The organism is Sorangium sp. So ce321 (genome assembly GCF_051530195.1).
Lineage (GTDB): Bacteria > Myxococcota_A > Polyangia > Polyangiales > Polyangiaceae > Sorangium.
Genome location: NZ_CP150329.1, coordinates 11,712,331 through 11,729,650 on the forward strand (window position 1 = coordinate 11,712,331; position 17,320 = coordinate 11,729,650).

Annotated in this window: 10 protein-coding genes; 5 read left to right on the top strand and 5 right to left on the bottom strand. The window is 71.3% G+C overall.

All coding sequences use genetic code 11. From position 1 onward, the window contains the following. The first annotated feature begins 116 nt into the window (after positions 1-116). Both WME89_RS43535 and argF read left to right on the top strand, forming a co-directional pair. Entirely contained in the window at positions 117-2,189 is a 2,073-nt protein-coding gene (locus WME89_RS43535) for a right-handed parallel beta-helix repeat-containing protein (RefSeq protein ID WP_438005472.1), read from the top strand. Positions 2,190-2,434: 245 nt separating this feature from the next. Further along, positions 2,435-3,370: an ornithine carbamoyltransferase gene (argF, locus tag WME89_RS43540; protein WP_438005473.1), complete on the top strand. Its 936-nt coding sequence runs from the start codon at positions 2,435-2,437 to the stop codon at positions 3,368-3,370. Positions 3,371-3,488: 118 nt separating this feature from the next. Here the strand turns inward: argF and WME89_RS43545 are convergent, their stop codons facing one another. Then, positions 3,489-4,292: an SRPBCC family protein gene (locus tag WME89_RS43545; protein ID WP_438005474.1), complete on the bottom strand. Its 804-nt coding sequence runs from the start codon at positions 4,290-4,292 to the stop codon at positions 3,489-3,491. 601 nt (positions 4,293-4,893) lie between these two features. On the opposite strand from WME89_RS43545, the gene WME89_RS43550 reads away from it, so the two are divergent. Then, positions 4,894-6,108 carry a BON domain-containing protein gene (locus WME89_RS43550; RefSeq protein ID WP_438005475.1) on the top strand — a complete coding sequence of 405 codons (1,215 nt, stop codon included), beginning with the start codon at positions 4,894-4,896 and terminating at the stop codon, positions 6,106-6,108. 12 nt (positions 6,109-6,120) lie between these two features. Here WME89_RS43550 and WME89_RS43555 read toward each other — a convergent pair whose 3' ends face one another. After that, positions 6,121-8,631 carry a PAS domain-containing protein gene (locus WME89_RS43555; RefSeq protein WP_438005476.1) on the bottom strand — a complete coding sequence of 837 codons (2,511 nt, stop codon included), beginning with the start codon at positions 8,629-8,631 and terminating at the stop codon, positions 6,121-6,123. A gap of 248 nt (positions 8,632-8,879) precedes the next feature. On the opposite strand from WME89_RS43555, the gene WME89_RS43560 reads away from it, so the two are divergent. After that, positions 8,880-9,440, top strand: a complete 561-nt coding sequence (locus WME89_RS43560; protein WP_437658383.1) for a hypothetical protein — start codon at positions 8,880-8,882, stop codon at positions 9,438-9,440. 74 nt (positions 9,441-9,514) lie between these two features. Here WME89_RS43560 and WME89_RS43565 read toward each other — a convergent pair whose 3' ends face one another. Continuing rightward, the gene (locus WME89_RS43565; protein ID WP_438005477.1) at positions 9,515-11,212 is read right to left on the bottom strand and encodes a hypothetical protein; all 1,698 of its coding nucleotides are present in this window, start codon (positions 11,210-11,212) and stop codon (positions 9,515-9,517) included. Between the two features lie 398 nt (positions 11,213-11,610). Between WME89_RS43565 and WME89_RS43570 the strand changes: the two genes are divergently transcribed. After that, positions 11,611-14,013, top strand: coding sequence for an AAA family ATPase (locus WME89_RS43570; protein ID WP_438005478.1), 2,403 nt, complete (start codon positions 11,611-11,613; stop codon positions 14,011-14,013). Positions 14,014-14,081: 68 nt separating this feature from the next. Here the strand turns inward: WME89_RS43570 and WME89_RS43575 are convergent, their stop codons facing one another. Then, complete coding sequence (locus WME89_RS43575) at positions 14,082-15,203, bottom strand: DUF4419 domain-containing protein (protein WP_438005479.1); 1,122 nt, start codon at positions 15,201-15,203, stop codon at positions 14,082-14,084. A gap of 475 nt (positions 15,204-15,678) precedes the next feature. After that, a complete protein-coding gene (locus WME89_RS43580; RefSeq protein WP_438005480.1) occupies positions 15,679-16,008 on the bottom strand; it encodes a hypothetical protein in 330 nt (109 codons plus the stop codon). Between the last annotated feature and the right edge of the window lie 1,312 nt (positions 16,009-17,320).

The window sequence follows — 17,320 nt, forward strand, 5'->3', positions numbered from 1 at the left end:
CGGCATGCGCCTCGTCGGGTCGATTGACGATGGCCACGCAGACACGATGACGCCCACATGCCGCGCCGGAAGACGGCGGGCAGGGGCGACGTTCATTGCATCAGGAGAATGCGACGATGATCTACAACGTGAAGAGCGCCCCCTACAACGCCGTGGGCGACGATGTGGCCGACGACCGTCAGGCGATCCAGAACGCGATCAATGCCGCCGAGGCGGCACACGGCGGCGTGGTTTATATCCCGAAGGGCACCTACAAGCTCGATGGCCAGCTGAAGGTAAAGAACGATGGTGTCATCCTGGAAGGGGAAGGCCGGGAGTCCGTGCTCAAGTACTACGCCGCCACGCCTGCGGACGCCGTCATTCCGCTGCTCTTTAGCAAGCCAGTCAACACGGTCGAGCCAAACCTCAAGAACGTGGGCGTCCGCGACCTCACCCTCCAGTTCGACGCGGCCGGGCCGGAGAGCGACGGGGGGCTCGTCATGAACGGGTGCGTCGACTGGTTCTGCGAGCGGGTCACGGTGCGGGGGAACGGCACCGGGATGCAGGGATCGGCGACCAACGGCATCACGGCCGGATTCTGGTCGAGCGACGGGATCATCTCCGGCTGCGTGGTCGAGGGCGTGAGCAAGCCCGGCATCTACCTGGCCACGGCGAGGCGCGTCACCGTGGTCGGGTGCATGTCGAAGAACAACCGGTGCACGTTGCCGACCCTCGAGCTCGCGGGCGGCGGGTTCCAGATCGGACAGGGTCGAGAGGTCAGCCTCATCGACTGCCACGCGACCGGCTGCAGCGTCGGGTTCAACGTCGTCTGCCAGGGACAGTTTGGCTCCGGCACCGTCGCTTCTTCGCCGGCGCCGTCGCAGACGTCCTTCAATGTGACGGTCCGCGGCACCGAACATCACGTGCTCATGCAACACCTCGGCATCTGGAACCCCACGACCAAGCGCATCGAGGAGCTGCCGGTCCTGTCCGCCACCTTCGTGTCCTCCACCTTCGAGCCCCCCGACCCGGCCCCCACGACACAGACCTGGGCCATCACCCTGGCCGCAGGCTACACGCCGACCATCGAGGCGGGCGCACCGATCTTCGTCAACTATTACCCGTTCCGGAACGTCAGGATCATCGGTGGCTCTGCGAAGGACAACGTCGTCACCTACCAGAACGCCGAATACCCCTACCAGCAACTCGTCGAGGGTTTCGGCGTCCGCGTGAGCTCGCTCCAGCCCGGAGCGGTGGGCAGAGATGTCGTCATCTCCGGGCTCATCTGCGAAGGCAACCCGACCGCCGGCATCCTCCTGTCGGCGGTCGAGGACGTGATCGTCGAGAGCTGCATCCTGCACGACAACGGCGTCGGCATCAAGGTGACCGACGTGGGGACGCCGAAAGCGGGGGCGCTGCCCACCATCGACCAGACGGGCAGGATCATGGTCAGCGGCTGCGAGATCTACGACAACGAACGCTTCGGGGTGCACCTGCGCTCCGTGGAAGACGTCACCGTCCAGGGGACGCGCCTTTACCGGACCAGGTACACGGTCCAGGGGATGCCGATCTTCATGGACAGGATCGATGAGAGCAGGAGGAAGACGAAGGACCTGAAGCTGCGCGATCTCGACTTCTCGGGATACGACGCGAGGAAGGGGAGCGGCTTCAGCGTCTCCACGCCGGTCATCCCCCAGAGCGGCGACGCCGACGCGGTCGAGGACGGCGTCTACGATCTCGCGTTCTTCGGGTCTCCCGAGGGCAAGCTGTACGCGCCCCCCGGCTCTCGCTACCTCGACCGCGCGACCGGCAACGTATACCGCAAGGTCCACGGCTGGAAGAAGAACGACTGGATGGCCTCGCTCGTCACCCATTTCCGCCTCGTGAACTCCACGCCGACCCCGGTCACCCTCTACCCCGTGCAGGTAAACACGGTCGTGCACGCCAGGGTCGTGGCGATCGCGCGGAGCGACGACGGGGAGTGCGCGGTCTACCGACGCGCGGTGGGCGCGCGCCGGAACCCGGGCGTGAACGTGCTGGCCGAGGCCGTCGGCGCGGTCCAGACGATCGGCACCGACGGCGAGAACAACGCGGCCTGGGGCTTCACCCTCGCCGTGCAAAACAACTCTGTCCGGGCCCGGCTCACGGGGGAGAGCGGGAAGAACATCAACTGGCTCATCCGCACCGAGATCGACGTACACACGGTGTAGCGAGCGCCAGGCGCGCGCTGCGAGGCGGGGCGACGCCGGGACCGCGGCGCCCCGCCGCCGCGCCGGCAGGCGGCGCGCTACGAGGCCGTCCGGCGGGGCGCGGCGCCCTCGCGCACGCGATTGACGGGGGCGCGCCGGTCGTGCCACATGACGGCGGCGCACGGCGCGCTCGCTCCCGGCAGGGCCGTCCACGGCCGCGGCACGAGAGCGCGCATCCGGATGCAAGCGGCGCGGAAGGCGGGACCATGGCGAAGCGCGACTACCTCAAGATCACCGACATGACCCTGGCCGAGGCGCACCGCGTGCTCCGGCTCGCCGCTCGCCTGAAGGAGGAGCCGAAGGGGCGGCGCGCGACCCTGCTCGCCGGCCGCTCGATCGCGGTCGTCCTCGAGAAGGCGAGCACGCGCACGCGGGTGTCGTTCGAGGTCGGGATCGCGCAGTTCGGCGCCCATCCGGTCGTGCTCAGCACCCAGGGCAGCCAGCTCGCGCGCGGCGAGCCGATCCGGGACACGGCGCGCGTGCTCGCCAGGTACTGCGACGCGATCGCGTTCCGGACGTCGTCGACCGCGCGCCTGCTCGAGATGGCCGAGGCGACCGTGCCGGTGATCAACGCGCTCTCGGACGACGGCCACCCGGTGCAGGTGCTCAGCGACATCTTCACCATCCAGGAGGCGCTCGCGGCGGCCGGGGACAGGAGCGGCATCGCCGGCCGGCGCGTCGCGTTCCTCGGCGACTGCTCGAGCAACATGGCGCGCTCGTGGCTCGAGGCGGCGCCGCTCTTCGACTTCCACCTCGTGCTCGCGGGGCCGGAGGGGTACATGCCGCCCGCGGACGAGGTCGAGCAGGCGCGGGCGACAGGCCACGTGACGATCACGAACGACCCGCGCGAGGGCGCGGCGAGCGCGGACGTGGTGAACACGGACGTGTGGGCGAGCATGGGCCAGGAGGGCGAGGCCGAGCGGCGCCGGACCGCGTTCGCCGGCTGGACGGTGAACGCAGGGGTGATGGAGAAGACGGCGTCGCACGCGATCGTGCTCCACTGCCTGCCGGCGCACCGGGGCGAGGAGATCGACGACGAGACGATCGAAGGGCCGCGCTCGCGGGTGTGGGACCAGGCCGAGAACCGGCTGCACGTGCAGAAGGCGCTGATGCTGTGGCTGCTCGGCGTCGAGCTGGTCTGAGGCGGCCAGGCGCGCCGCGCGAGAGCGCGCCGATCACCGAGCGCGCTCCCTTCTGCGGAGCGGCGCGCTTCACCATGGGCCAGTGACGGCCACACCCCGGTCCCTCACCCTCTCTCGGTCACGTCTGTCCGAGGTTGCCGACGCGCATGTCCTTGCCGTCGGCCGCCGCGCTCTCTTCCACGAACGACCGGAAGCCCTGGAGATCTTCGGACATCGCGCGCTGGGGATCGGCGCCGAAGAGCCTCGCCACGGCGCGGCCGAGCGCGCCCGCGGGCGGGTGGTACGCCATGCTGATCTCGACGCGGGTGCCGCCGTCGGGGGTCTCCTTGAACCGCACGATCCCCTCGCTCGCGATCGCCTCACCGGGCACGCTCCGCCAGGCGATGGCCTCGTTCGGCACGATCTCGGTGATGTCGGCGTCCCAGCGGAGTGAGATGCCCGCGGGTCCGACCGCGGTCCAGCGCATGCGGCCGTCGCCCCTCAGATCCACGGCGCGCAGGTGCGGCATGAACCTGGGGAAGCTCTCGAAGTCGATGAAGGACGAGAAGACCTCCTCGAGCGGCGCGCGCACCGTGAACGTCTTCTGAAAGTCCACGGTGCGCCGCCCGGCGCCCACGCCGAGGAGGCGCTGCACCGGGCGTCCGCCGGCGCCGCGGAGCAGCCTGGCCACGCTGCGCGCCAGCCATGGCCGGTGGCCGCGCCCGAGCGCCCAGCCCGCGAGCCCCAGGCCGAGCGCGCCCGCCAGCGCGCCCAGGAGGGGCGCCCAGCTCCCTGCCCCACCGCGCCCGAGCGCGCGGCGCCGCGGGCCGAGCGCGCTCAGCAGACCGGCCCCGACGCCCACCGAGGCCATGATGGCCGCGGCGGCAGCGTCGACCCGCGCCGGTCGGGTCATCGATCGCAACGAGCTACCAGAGACATCCATGGCGACCTCCTTCGTACCTTCGCGCCGCGGCCGCCGAACAGGCCCTCCGAGGTCCCCGGCCGCCCTTCATCATCTCTCCTGCTGCTTCAACGATTTCCTGAACGTTCGTTAAGCAAGAACCTAGCCTCTGGCACCACGGCCATCATCCGGCCATGCACGCAATGGGCGGTCGGGGCGCGCCGTATGCAGCAGCCGTGTAACAGGCCAAGTGACAGGCGAGCTCTTGCGCTGCGTGCACGCAGCGCGGCAAAGAGACGCGATGAGCGTGTCGAATGCAAGGCGGCATACGTCGGCCGTTCGTTCACGCTGAAAGTACGCTGAAAAGCAGCGTCAATCTCGGGCTTGCAACGTTCCTGCGCACACCTGCCCGCTGGACGCTGCACAGCGCCTGAGCGATCTCATGAGCGTGAGACGCTGTGTTCGCTTCGGGATCATCCCGTCGACCAAGAACAGGTTTTCCCTGATTGCGAATAGAGGGCATGGGCTCCATCGTTGTCACCCCGCGCGATGAGCAGGACGTAAGGTCGCCGCGCGCAGCTCCGAGAGGCGTGGTCGAGAGACGTTGGACGTTGTTTCACAACGAGACAAAGGAGTTACCCCCATGCGAAATCGATATGACAGGAACACGGACTACGGACGAGACGAGCGCGGTGGGGACGAGCGCTACGGACAGAGCAGCAGCGGCGGGGACGAGCGCTACGGACAGAGCGGCGGCTGGGACGAGCGCTACGGGCAGTCCCGGAGCAACCTCCCCGAGCGCAGCTGGGGTCGCGACGAGAACCGCACCTCGGGCTACGACCACGATCGCGACTACGGGCACACGACGCAGCGCGGTTACGGCGGGGAGCACACCTTCGACCAGGGCCGCTTCGCCGGACGCGATCGCGGCTTCGATCGCGACTACAACCGCAGCTTCGGCGGCGACTACAACCGCAACTTCGGCGGCGATTACAACCGCAACCTCGGCGGCGACTACAACCGCAACTTCGGCGGCGACTACAACCGCAACTTCAGCGGCGATTACAACCGCAACTTCGGCGGCGACCAAAACCGCAGCTTCGGCGGCGATTACAACCGCAACCTCGGCGGCGATTACAACCGCAACTTCGGCGGCGACTACAACCGCAACTTCGGCGGCGACTACAACCGCAACTTCGGCGGCGACTACAACCGCAACCTCGGCGGCGGGTACGGCCGCGATTTCCGCGGCGAGCACGAAGGCAGCTTCGGCGGCGGGTACGGCCGCAGCTTCGGCGGCGACTACAACCGCAGCTTCGGCGGCGGGTACGGCCGCGACGAGAGCCGCGGCTGGGGCCGCGACCAGGACCGCAACGAGCCCGGCCGCGACCAGGGCCAGGAGCAGGGCCATGACTTCGTTCGCACCGTCCGCGACGCGGGCCGCTCCGCCATGCAGAACGTCAGCGGCGCGCTGAACAATATCGGAGAGCGCGTGCGCAGCGCGCTCGGCCGCGGGCCCAAGGGCTACAAGCGCTCCGACGACCGCATCCGCGAGGACGTCTGCGAGGTGCTCTCGGACCGCGACGACATCGATGTCAGCGAGGTGAGCGTCCGCGTGCAAAACGCAGAGGTCACGCTGGAGGGCACCGTGAACGAGCGCCACCACCGGCGCCTCATCGAGCAGATCACCGAGAACGTCCGCGGCGTCGAGGACGTCCACAACCAGATCCGCATCAAGCGGCCCACCGAGACGACGACCGCGACCTCCGGCTCCACCGCGACCTCCGGCTCCACCGCCTCGACGGGCCCGCAGCAGAGCGCGCCTCGCCCCATGGCGAACGACGTCGCCCACCGCTGAGCCCTCGCCGGCTCACGATCGGCCAGCAAGCTCCGCGATCACCCTCACCAGGCCGGACGGGTCGATCGGCTTCGCCACGTGCTTCTGGAAACCGGCCATGAGCGCCCTCCTCCGGTCCTCGATCCGCGCATAGGCCGTCAGGGCCACCGCGGGGATCCCGCGGATCTCCTCCCGGCCCGCCGCGCGCACCTGCTTGATCAGCGCGTAGCCGCTCTCCCCCGGCATGCCGATGTCGCTGACAAGGACATCCGGTCTCTGCCGCTCGAGGACGGCCATCGCCTCGCCCATCGAGCCAGCCAGGGTGACCCGCGCGCCCGTCTCCTCCAGCACGAACGCGACCATCTCCCGGGCGTCGGGCTCGTCCTCGACGAGGAGCACGTGGAGGCCGCTCAGCGGCGTCGGCTCGCCGCCCTCGAGCGCGGCGTGCTGCGGCGCAGGCGGCTGCCCCTCGCGCGCGCCGCTGGGCGCCGCCTGGAGGGGGAGCGCCACCGTGAACGTGGCGCCGCACCCCTCGCCCTGGCTCTCCGCCTCCACCGTGCCGCCGTGCAGCTCGACCAGGTGGCGGACGATCGCGAGCCCCAGGCCGAGCCCGCCGTGCGCCCTCGTCGGCGACGAGTCGCCCTGACGGAAGCGGTCGAAGACATACGGCAGGAACTCCCGGGAGATGCCCTTGCCGTCGTCCATGACCACTATCGCTACCTGGAAGTCGCTCCGCTCCACCCGGACCGTGACCCGACCCCGCCTCGGCGTGAACTTCACCGCGTTCGAGAGCAGATTCCACATGACCTGCTGGAGGCGATCCGGGTCGCCGCTCACGCGGCCGAGCCCCTCGCCGAGCTCGACGCAGAGCTCGATGTCCTTGGCCCGCGACGTCGGCGCGAGCGTGTCGACGGCGGCCTCGACGACGGCGGCGAGGTCCACGGCCACCGTGTTCAGCCGCAGCTTGCCGGTGATGATCCGCGAGACCGTGAGGATGTCGTCCACGATCTGCGCCTGCGCGTGAGCGTTCCGCTCGATCGCCGCCATGCCCTGCCTGGCGCGCTCCGGGCCGAGGTCCTTGTCCCTGATCAGCCGCGCCCAGCCCAGGATCGCGGTGAGCGGCGTCCGCAGCTCGTGCGAGACGGTCGCGAGGAACTCGTCCTTCATGCGGTTCGCGTCCTCGGCCCGGATGCGATCCTGCTCCGACTGGGCGAGCGCCTGCTGCTCGCGGCGGAGCAGATCCGCGCGCTCCTCCTCGAGCTGCTTCAGCTCGGTGATGTCGACGACCGCGCCCGTGAGGAACGGCCTCCCGCCCTCCTCGTCGTAGAGGATCCGGCCGCGGTCGTGCACCCACCGGATCGCCCCGTCGGCGCGGAGGATCCGATGGATGATGTCGTAAACGCAGTGCTCGAGGACGCACCGATCGGTCAGGGCGCGCACGGCGTCGCGGTCCTCCGGGTGGACGCGGCTCATCCAGTCGTCGACGGGCTGCGTCGTCTCGCGCTCTTCCAGGCCCAGGATGCGGTTCAGGCTCGCGTCCCTCGTGTCGAACCACGTCTCCAGATCGATGCTCCACGTGCCCACGTCCGCTGCCCACGTCGCGAGCCGGAGCCGATCCTCGCGATCCCGGAGCGCGCTCTCGATCCTGAACCGCTCGCTCAGGTCGACCGTCGAGCCGACCATGCGGATGGCCGTGCCCTCCGCGTCGCGGACCACGTGGCCGCGATCAAGGACGCGGGCGACGGACCCATCCGCGCGGTACACGCGGTACTGCGCCGACCAGCTGTCGCCCTGGCCGCGGATGACCTCCTCGATGCTGCGCTGCACGCGCTCGCGATCCTGGGAGAGGATGCGCCCCATCCACCACGAGGCCGTGGGCTCGACCTGCTCGGGAGCGTAGAGGAACGCCTCTCGAAGCATCTCGCTGCGCTCGACTCGGCCCGTCCGCATGTCCCAGTCCCAGATCGCTTCCTTCGTGGCCCGGGCGAGGAGGCGGTAGCGCTCGCTCTCCACGTCGGCCTTGAGGCGCGCCGCCTGCTCGTCGACGTCATCCCGCGCCGCCTCTCCGGCCGGGCGCCGCGCCGCCGCGGCCGGGAGCTCCGGGGACGCGCCCTGGCCCGCGGCGGCGAGCGCGACGGCCGCCTGGTCGGCGAGCGCCGACAGCAGCCAGCTCTCCTCGTCCGCGCTCGCCGTCGCGCGCTCGATTGCGAGCACACCGGAGACGTGGTCCCCGACGATCAAGGGCGCGGTGACGACATGGGCCGCTCCGGACAGCGCTCGCGCGATCCCCTCGTCGAAGCTCGGGAGAGGGCGGTCCCGGAGCCCGGCGAGCAGCGCCGGATCGAGCCCCAGCGCGGCGCGCACGACCGGCCGCTCGCCCTCGTCGTTCAGGAGCAGCACGGCCCTCTCCGCGCCGCTCAGCCGCCTCGCCGCCGAGACGACGATCTCCTGGATCGCGCGCGCGGACCAGGACATCGCGAGCTCGCGGCTGACCTCGGTCAGCGCGCGAACCTGCCGGAAGCGTCTTGTCTCGGGATCACACACGACTCGCTGAGCCTCGGCACGGAAATCAGGGATTGCGCGCGAAGCACGGGGGATGCTGCTAGCCCGGAACACCGCGCCTACGTGGAGGCGCATCGCCGCCGCCGCGGCGCACGGACGCGCCGTATGCCTGCTTCGAATCTGTACCGCTTGTACTAGGTGCTTGCGGAGATGCCCGCCAGCCGGGCCGTGGTCGGCCCGACGCACAAAACTTGGCCCGGCCTCCAGATTTCTGCGCAAACCCGCTCTGCGTGGATTTCCGCGACGTACCGCCCGAGCTTCTCCTGGCCGTGGCCGGCGCGGCGCTCTTCTTCGGGCTCGTCCAGACGCTCCGGCTGGCGTGGCGGAGCGCCCGGCAGCGTCGCCGCATCGAGCGCATCCGGGAGCAGGGCGCCGCGGGGGAGGTACGCGCCGAGGCGCTCCTCCGCGAGCTCGGGTATACCATCCTCGGCCGGCAGGTCGCGGTCTCGTACGGCGTCCAGATCGACGGCGAGCCGATGACGGTCGGCCTGCGCGCCGACTACCTCGTGGCGCACGGCCCCAGGCGGTATGTCGCCGAGGTGAAGACTGGCCGGCTCGCGCCGCGCATCGATACGCCCGCGACGCGGCGGCAGCTGCTCGAGTACCGCCTCGCCTTCGACGTCGACGGGGTGCTCCTGGTCGACGCGGAGGCGCGGCGGGTGCGATCCGTCGTGTTCCCGCTGCCCGGCGCGGCCGCGGCGCGCGAGCCCCCTGGCGCGCACCTCGCGTGGTTCCTGGCGGCTGTCGTGGCGGGGCTCGTGGCCGCGATGGCCGCGCGCTCCGCGTGGTGACGCGGGCGCGGCAGGCCGAGGGCTGCCGAGGACTGCAGCGCGGCGCGCGGAGGACCGCAGCGCCGCGCGCGAGACTACAGCGCGGCGCGCGCGCGGCGCCTGCGGCCGGCGAGCAGCAGCAGGCCGAGGCCGAGCAGGCCGACCCTGGCCGGAGAGCCCTCCGACGTCGCGCCCGCGCGGCACGCGCAGGACGAGTCGGGCTTGCCGATGCCGCCGTTGCTACCGCCGCTGCCCGCGCCGCCCGCGCCGACCGTGCTCGTCAGATCCGGCGGCGGCTCGTCCAGGAACAGGCCACCTCCGTCCGTCCCCGAGCTCGAGGCCGTGGCGCCGCCGTGGACCGGCGGCTCGCCGCAGAACCCCTCGACGCACGGGGCGTTGCCCGGGCAGATCACGCCCGCGCACGCGTCGGCGCAGCTCCCGCCGATGCAGAGCTGCCCGGCACCGCAGGTCTTGCCCTCGCACCCCGCGTCGACGCAGCGGCCGTCTGCCGCGCACGTCTTGCCCGCAGGGCAGGTGCGACAGCCGCAGTTCGACTGGCAGATGCCGCGCTCGCAGACCGCGCCCTCCTCGCAGGTGATCTGGGCGCAGAGGTCGACGCACCGCCCGAGCTGGCACTCCTGGTTCGCGGGGCAGACGACGCCGTCGCACCCGCCCACGCACGTGCCGCCGATGCAGACCTGGCCGCCCTCGCACGTTTTGCCCACGCACGCCTGCTCCACGCAGAGCCCGTCCTCGCAGACGAGGCCGTCGTCGCAGACGACCTCGCCGCGCCCGCAGTACGGCACGCACGCGCCGCGGTTGCACACGAGGCCCTCCTCGCAGAGGCCCTCGCCATTATCGACCTCGCCGTCGCAGTCGTTGTCGATGTTGTCACAGCGCTCGCTCTGCTCGCCGGGCTCGAGGACGGCCAGGCACTCGGGCTCGCCGTCGGTCGCGCATCCCGTCCTCCCCACGGCGCACGCGCCCTGAAGGCCTGTGTCGCAGACCTGGCCGCCGCCCTGACAGGTCACGCCCGTGATGTAGTAGACGAAATCGTTGAAATCGCCGTCGTTCTCGTACCCGCCCTGGCTCCCCTTCCAGCTCGTCGGGGTCACAGGCAGGTCCTCGAAGGCGACATAGAACGCGTCCGGCGCGGCGGTCGACGTGTAGATCAGCGTGGTCACCCACGGCGCGTTCGGCGTGCAGTTCGTGCAGACGGTGTTCAGCTCGCGCTGCGAGAACTTCGTCTGGGTGCAGTAGGTGCCGGCCTTGCCGATCAGCGCGAAGCCGACCAGGCCGCCCTGGTACCGCGGGTCGTTGCGGATGTCCGCCGCCGAGAAGGTGGTCGGCGTCCAGTCGTGCTGCCCCGCCTGGGTGGTCATCATCGTGGCCAGCGGGCAGAAATCGTTGTCCTCGCACCGGAACGCCACGGAGGGGTCATCGGGGATCAGCTCGTATATCTGGTTGTCCGGCGGGCGCATGCCGCTCGCGGTCGCGTTGTACCAGCCGAACGCGACCTTGCACCCGCCCCCGCGCAGCACGAGCTCTCCCGTGAACCCGCAGAGCGGCGAGAAGACGCCTGGCTCCGTGCTCGCGTCGGCCACCGGATCGATGTCCTCCCCCCGGTACATGAAGAGCCCATCGAGCGTGACCGCATCCTCCGGGAACCCCCGGCCCCTCACGAGGCCCAGCTCCGCCTCTTTGACCGGTGTGGGCAGCTGCGTGCCGTCCAGCTGCTCCACCTCAGCGCCGGCGGGCAGGGCCGACGCGAGCGGAGCGAGCGAGAGAAACAACGAGAGCGCGGCTCGTATCGAGCGGCGTCGAGGCATCTTGAAGGAAGGCGTTTGCGGCATGCGCGCCACTCTACACCTCCCGGAGAGCTCAGGGTGTATAAGATTCCACAGCTCCGCAGCGCCGAAATCTTGCAGCACCGTTGTCCTCGCGTCGCAGCGCGCAGCTGATTTGACGCGAGCTGTCACCACGGCGCATGGAGTTGCGCTCGCCGTCAGGGGCGTTCTGGCGCCGGGCCTGGGCGCGCCGGGACAAGCCTGCTTGAGACGCGCGGCGGGGGCAGCCGCGCGGCGGGGGCAGCCGCGCGGCGGGGGAACGGCGCCTCGCCGCCGCCCGCGCGGGCGCGCGGCACGGGTGTGGTAGGCTCGCGCGCTCCGGATGCGCCTGGCGCCGCCGCCGTATGACAAAGAAATCGCTCCGCGTCTATCTCATCGCCCACCACGACGGCCGCGTCACCGGAATTCTCCTGCGCACGTGGGCATTCCTCTTCGACCGGCCGGCGCCATCTGCCTATGGCGCCTCGGAGGAGGACGTGCTGCGCAAGCTCGAGGTCGAGCTCCACGCGCGCATGGCGACGGAAGACGACGATCTCGACCGCTATCTGTGGGACGAGTCGTTCGAGGTGCGGACGCTCGGCGTGGACGTCCACCCGCAGACCACGGTCAAGCGGACAGCCGTGGTCGGCCAGCGCCGGATCCCGCTGCGGCTCACGTACCTCGCGAGCAAGCTCGCCGAGGGCGGATATCGCGTGATGGTCCCCCGCTTCGGCTGGTCGGTCATCCTGGAGGATCTCTCGATCGCGCCCGACGTGCTCCGCCAGCTCGTCACGAGCGCGCTGCTCGGCGAGTCGCCGCGGTCGCTGTTCGATTTCCGGCACGAGGGGGACGAGCACGTGCGCGCGTGGTCGCCGCGCCTCGCGTCGCGGGTCGAGCGGAGCGCTCGGCACGCGCGGGACGAGCGCCCCACGCTGCGCGCCGTCGCCGAGGATCTGGTCGAGAAGGCGGCGCGCCAGCGGCTCCCGCTCGCGGTGGGCGAGTCGGAGGAGCTGGAGCAGGCGCTGCCGCTGCTCGACGTGGCGCGGCTCGCGCCGGGCGCGCCGCTGCCGTCGCTCTTGCTGGTGGGCGGGCCCGGCGTCGGCAAGACGACGTGGGTTTACCGGCTCGCGCGCCGGTTCGCGGCGTGGCGCCGGGACAAGGCGCGCGCGGGCTCGCCGGGCCTGTTCAGCACGTCGGCCGACCGGCTCCTCGCGGGGATGATGTATCTCGGCATGTGGCAGGCGAGGTGCCTGAAGCTCGTGAGCGAGCTGTCGCACGAGGGGGATCTGCTCCACGTCGGCGCGCTGCTGCCGCTGCTCCGGCCGCAGCCGGACGGCGCGTCGATCGGCGATGTGTTCCTGCCGGCGCTCCGGACCGGCGAGGTGAGCCTCGTGGCCGAGTGCACCGAGCAGGAGCTCGAGGCGTGCCAGCGCCGCGCGGCCTCGCTCGTGGCGTGCTTCCGGATCGTCCGGCTGCGCGAGCCCGAGGCGGCCGCGGTGCCGGCGCTGCTGGCGGAGTACGAGGCGCGGAAGGACGCGCGCGTCCGGCTGCACCCGGCCGGCAAGAAGCGGCTGGTCCAGCACCTCGCGATGTTCCGGCGCGACGTGCTCTTCCCTGGCAAGGCGTTCCGCTTCTTCGACTGGCTCGCGCAGGAGGCCGGCGCTCGGTCCAGCGCGGAGGTCGGCGCGGCGGCGCGGCCGGGCGAGCCCGCGCGCGGGGCGGCGAGCGCGGCCGCGGCGGCCGGGGGGACGGCGGGCGCGGCGGCGCGCGAGCTGTATCCGCGGGACGTGTCGGAGGCGTACGCGCGCCACTCGGGGCTGCCGATCGAGCTGATCGCCGACGAGATCCCGGCGAGCGCGGCGACGATCGCGCGCGGGCTGAAGCGGCGCGTGATCGGGCAGGACGAGGCGTGCGACACGGCGGCGCGGGTGCTCGCGCGCTTCAAGGCCGGGATGAACGACCCCGAGCGCCCGTGCGGCACGCTGCTGTTCGTCGGCCCGACCGGCGTGGGCAAGACGGAGCTCGCGAAGGAGCTCACGCGGTTCATGTTCGGCGACGAGGGGCGGATGATCCGGCTCGACATGAGCGAATACCGGCTCCCCGGCTCGTCGGCGCGGCTGCTCGAGGCGGGGCCGGGCGCGACGACGCTCGCGCAGCGCGTGCGGCAAGAGCCGCTGTCGCTGGTGCTCCTCGACGAGATCGAGAAGGCGCACCGCGAGGTGTTCGACCTGCTGCTCGGGATCCTCGGCGAGGGCCGGCTGACGGACGAGGAAGGGCGCCACGTCGATTTCCGGATGGTGCTGATCGTGATGACCTCGAACCTCGGCGTCGCCGACCGGCCGCCCGTCGGCTTCGGCGGCGAGGGCGTCGCGCTCGCCGCCGCGGGCGCGGGCGCGCGGCGCGCGGCGCCGGCGAGCGTGCGCGAGCACTTCCGGCCGGAGTTCGTGAACCGCATCGACCACGTGGTGCAGTTCCGGAGCCTCGGGCGCGACAGCGTGCTCAGGATCGTGGATCTCGAGCTCGCGAAGGCCGAGGCGCGCACCGGGCTCGTGCGGCGCAACCTGCGGCTCCGGGTGCTGCCCGAGGCGCGGGCCTGGCTGGCCGAGGCGGGGTTCGACCCGAGGCGGGGGGCGCGGCCGCTGAAGCGGGTGATCGAGGAGCGGGTGATCACGCCGATCGCGGCGCGCATGGCCGAGGATCCGGGGTGCAGGGACCGGGAGATCGTCGTCGCGGGCGGGGGCGCGGGGCTCGAGCTGCGGTTCGGGTAGCGCGGAGGCTGCGGTAGCGGCGACGACGGCGCCGGGCGCGGCCCTCGCCGAGCGGCCAGCCCCCCCGCTCAGCGCGCTCCGGCGGGCGGCTCGGCCGCGGGCCCGGGCTCTCCGTGAACGACGGCCCACACGAACTCCGGGATGAGCGCGAGCGAGTGCTGGTCCTGCGTGACGCCGATGAGGCCGCTGATGAACTCCAGGGCGTGCTCCTGGCGCTGCTCATCGATGAAGCGCAAGGGCGCGCTGGTCAGCCCGGGCGGGAGCCGAGCGAACCCGGGCCCCTCGGGCTTCGCCAGCGCGGCGAGCGGGTTGCGCCGGGCCTCCGCGGCCCGCCACCGTTCGAGCCAGCCGTCGAGGGACGTGTTCGGAACGAAGTGGTCGGCAGGCCAGGCGCGCAGGTACGGGAAGAGCACGTGGATCCACCCGGTGAGCTCGTCCGCGGCGTTCTCGTACCGGAAGAAGGCGCGCCAGAACGCCGGATCCTGACTGCCCTCCACCGAGGCGACGATCTGGTCGAGCACCGGCAGGAGGACGTGAGTCCAGCGCTCCGCGCCGAACGGGGCGAACCCCGCCGCGCGGTGGCGCACCCAGCGCCAGTCGTCCGCCGTGCCGAGCAGGTAGATGCGCGGGATTCCGGAGTTCGGAAAGCTCATGTCCGCGGGGAAGGGCGGCTGCCACTCGTGGTATGGCGCGTACGGCGTCATCACCGTGAGCTCCGACGCCACGCGCTCCACCGGTCCCGTGGTCGAGAAGCTGGCTGTCACGAGCTCCCGCAGCTTGCCGACCCGCGCGGCGATCTGGGTCGAGAAGTCCGAGAACGCGACGGGCCACGGGTTCACCTGACCCAGCGTGAAATCCGGCCGATCGATCCTCAGCTCGAAGTCGCCGTCCTCGAGGAGGACCTGGCGCCGCTGCTCCTCGTTCGCGGCGACGTGGAGGGTGAACCCCCGGGCCAGGCAGAACCAGATCACGTCGGGCGAGAGCACGAGGGGGTAGCGCTGGGTGAAGGCCATGTACGCCGCCTGGACGAGCGGGTGCACGTCCGTGCGTCCGACGAGGGGCAGACGGTGGCGGTAGGCGGCCTCGACGGAGGAGACGAGCAGGCTCTGCACCGTCGATTCCTCGTCGAACGCGGGCAGCGGCGCCGTCGCAGGCTCGAGGTCGGTGACGGCGATGGTCGTGACGCTCATGGATCCTCGCTCTCCTGGCCCTGCGCGACGGCCTCATGGGCCAGCGCTGCCGCTCCAACCTCGTACACAAGAGCGCCGCGCGAGACAACTCGCCCTGGCGGCTGCACAGCGAGCCGCCTCAACCGCGGATTCGCGCCGGTCGCCCCTCGCGACCTCCCCCGAGCGCGACACAAGGCAGTGCGCCCGGCGCATGAAGGGAGAAAGCAGCACCGGTTCATTTGCAGCGGAATATTCCAGCGCAATCAGCACGGCGGCGCGTGCATTCGCGAGATAGATTACCTGCTCGGAGGGCCGACCGCAATCGCAACGCATGTCGCCACATGCTCTGGGCGCATGCGCGGATTCGCGGCCGTGTCTCGCCAGGCGGAGCGCCGCAATCACCGCGCCGTCGCGGGTCAAAGGCGCGGGTCGGCATGGCCCGGCAATGCCGCTGGTAAGCGCGGATGGTGGCGCTTGGCAGGGCGCGAATTTCGCGTCAATCATGGCTCATGAGGTCCTCGCGCAGCCGTTCGTCGTCGCCAGCCAGAAGTGTCCGGTCCGAGCTGCGCGCCCAGGTCAAGAGCGCGGGCGGTTTCGCCCACCCCTCACCCAGCACCAGCAGCCCGTCCAGCAGCACGGCCGTGCCCGACGCCGTGAACCAGGCCGCGGCCCCGAGCCCGGCCCCGAAGCCGGGCGCCTTCTCCGGCTGGGATCCCGTCACGCGAAAGAGCGTCAGCAACACGAGCTCGCCCGCCCCGACGACCACGACGACCACGCCTTCGGGAAGCCATCTCGGGAGCGCGACGACCGGCAACAACAGCGCCAACGTAGGACAAGCTCCCACCACTGCGCCGAGCTCGCCCACTGCAGCACCCAGGCCTCCGACCTCTCCGGTCAACGTGCCTCCGAGCCAGAGCGTGATGCCAGGCAGCGGCGGGTCGCCTTCCCCTGCGCTCTCCGGCTCCAGAACGCCCCCTTCCAACGCTGGGAGCCCGCAGGTCCCTGTCAGGCCTCAATCCGCTCCCTCCAACGGCAGCGGCATCCCCCAGGGCTCCACGCCGCCCGCAAATCAGCAGCCTCGGGTCCTCGGCAGCTCGGCCACTCCGTCTCAGGCCACCCAGCCCCAGGTCAGGCCTCAATCCGCTCCCTCCAACAACACAGCCACTCCCCAGGGCTCCACGCCGCCCGCAAACCAGCAGCCCCAGGGTCTCGGCAACTCCGCCACTCCGTCTCAGGCCACCCAGCCCCAGGTCAGGCCGCAATCCGCTCCCTCCAACAACACAGCCACTCCCCAGGGCTCCACGACGCCCACCAACCAGCAGCCCCAGGGCCTCGGCAGCTCGGCCACTCCGTCTCAGGCCACCCAGCCCCAGGTCAGGCCTCAATCCGCTCCCTCCAACAACACAGCCACTCCCCAGGGCTCCACGCCGCCCGCAAACCAGCAGCCCCAGGGTCTCGGCAACTCCGCCACTCCGTCTCAGGCCACCCAGCCCCAGGTCAGGCCGCAATCCGCTCCCTCCAACAACACAGCCACTCCCCAGGGCTCCACGACGCCCGCAAACCAGCAGCCCCAGGGCCTCGGCAACTCCGCCACTCCGTCTCAGGCCACCCAGCCCCAGGTCAGGCCTCAATCCGCTCCCTCCAACAACACAGCCACTCCCCAGGGCTCCACGACGCCCGCAAACCAGCAGCCCCAGGGCCTCGGCAGCTCGGCCACTCCGTCTCAGGCCACCCAGCCCCAGGTCAGGCCGCAATCCGCTCCCTCCAACAACACAGCCACTCCCCAGGGCTCCACGCCGCCCACCAACCAGCAGCCCCAGGGCCTCGGCAGCTCGGCCACTCCGTCTCAGGCCACCCAGCCCCAGGTCAGGCCTCAATCCGCTCCCTCCAACAACACAGCCACTCCCCAGGGCTCCACGCCGCCCGCAAACCAGCAGCCCCAGGGCCTCGGCAACTCCGCCACTCCGTCTCAGGCCACCCAGCCCCAGGTCAGGCCTCAATCCGCTCCCTCCAACAACACCAGCACTCCCCAGGGCTCCACGCCGCCCGCAAACACATCACCACAGGTCCCGGGCAATGCTTCCCAGGGGAACACCAGCGCGACCGCGCCGGGAAGCACGTCGCCCCAGGCCGGCGAG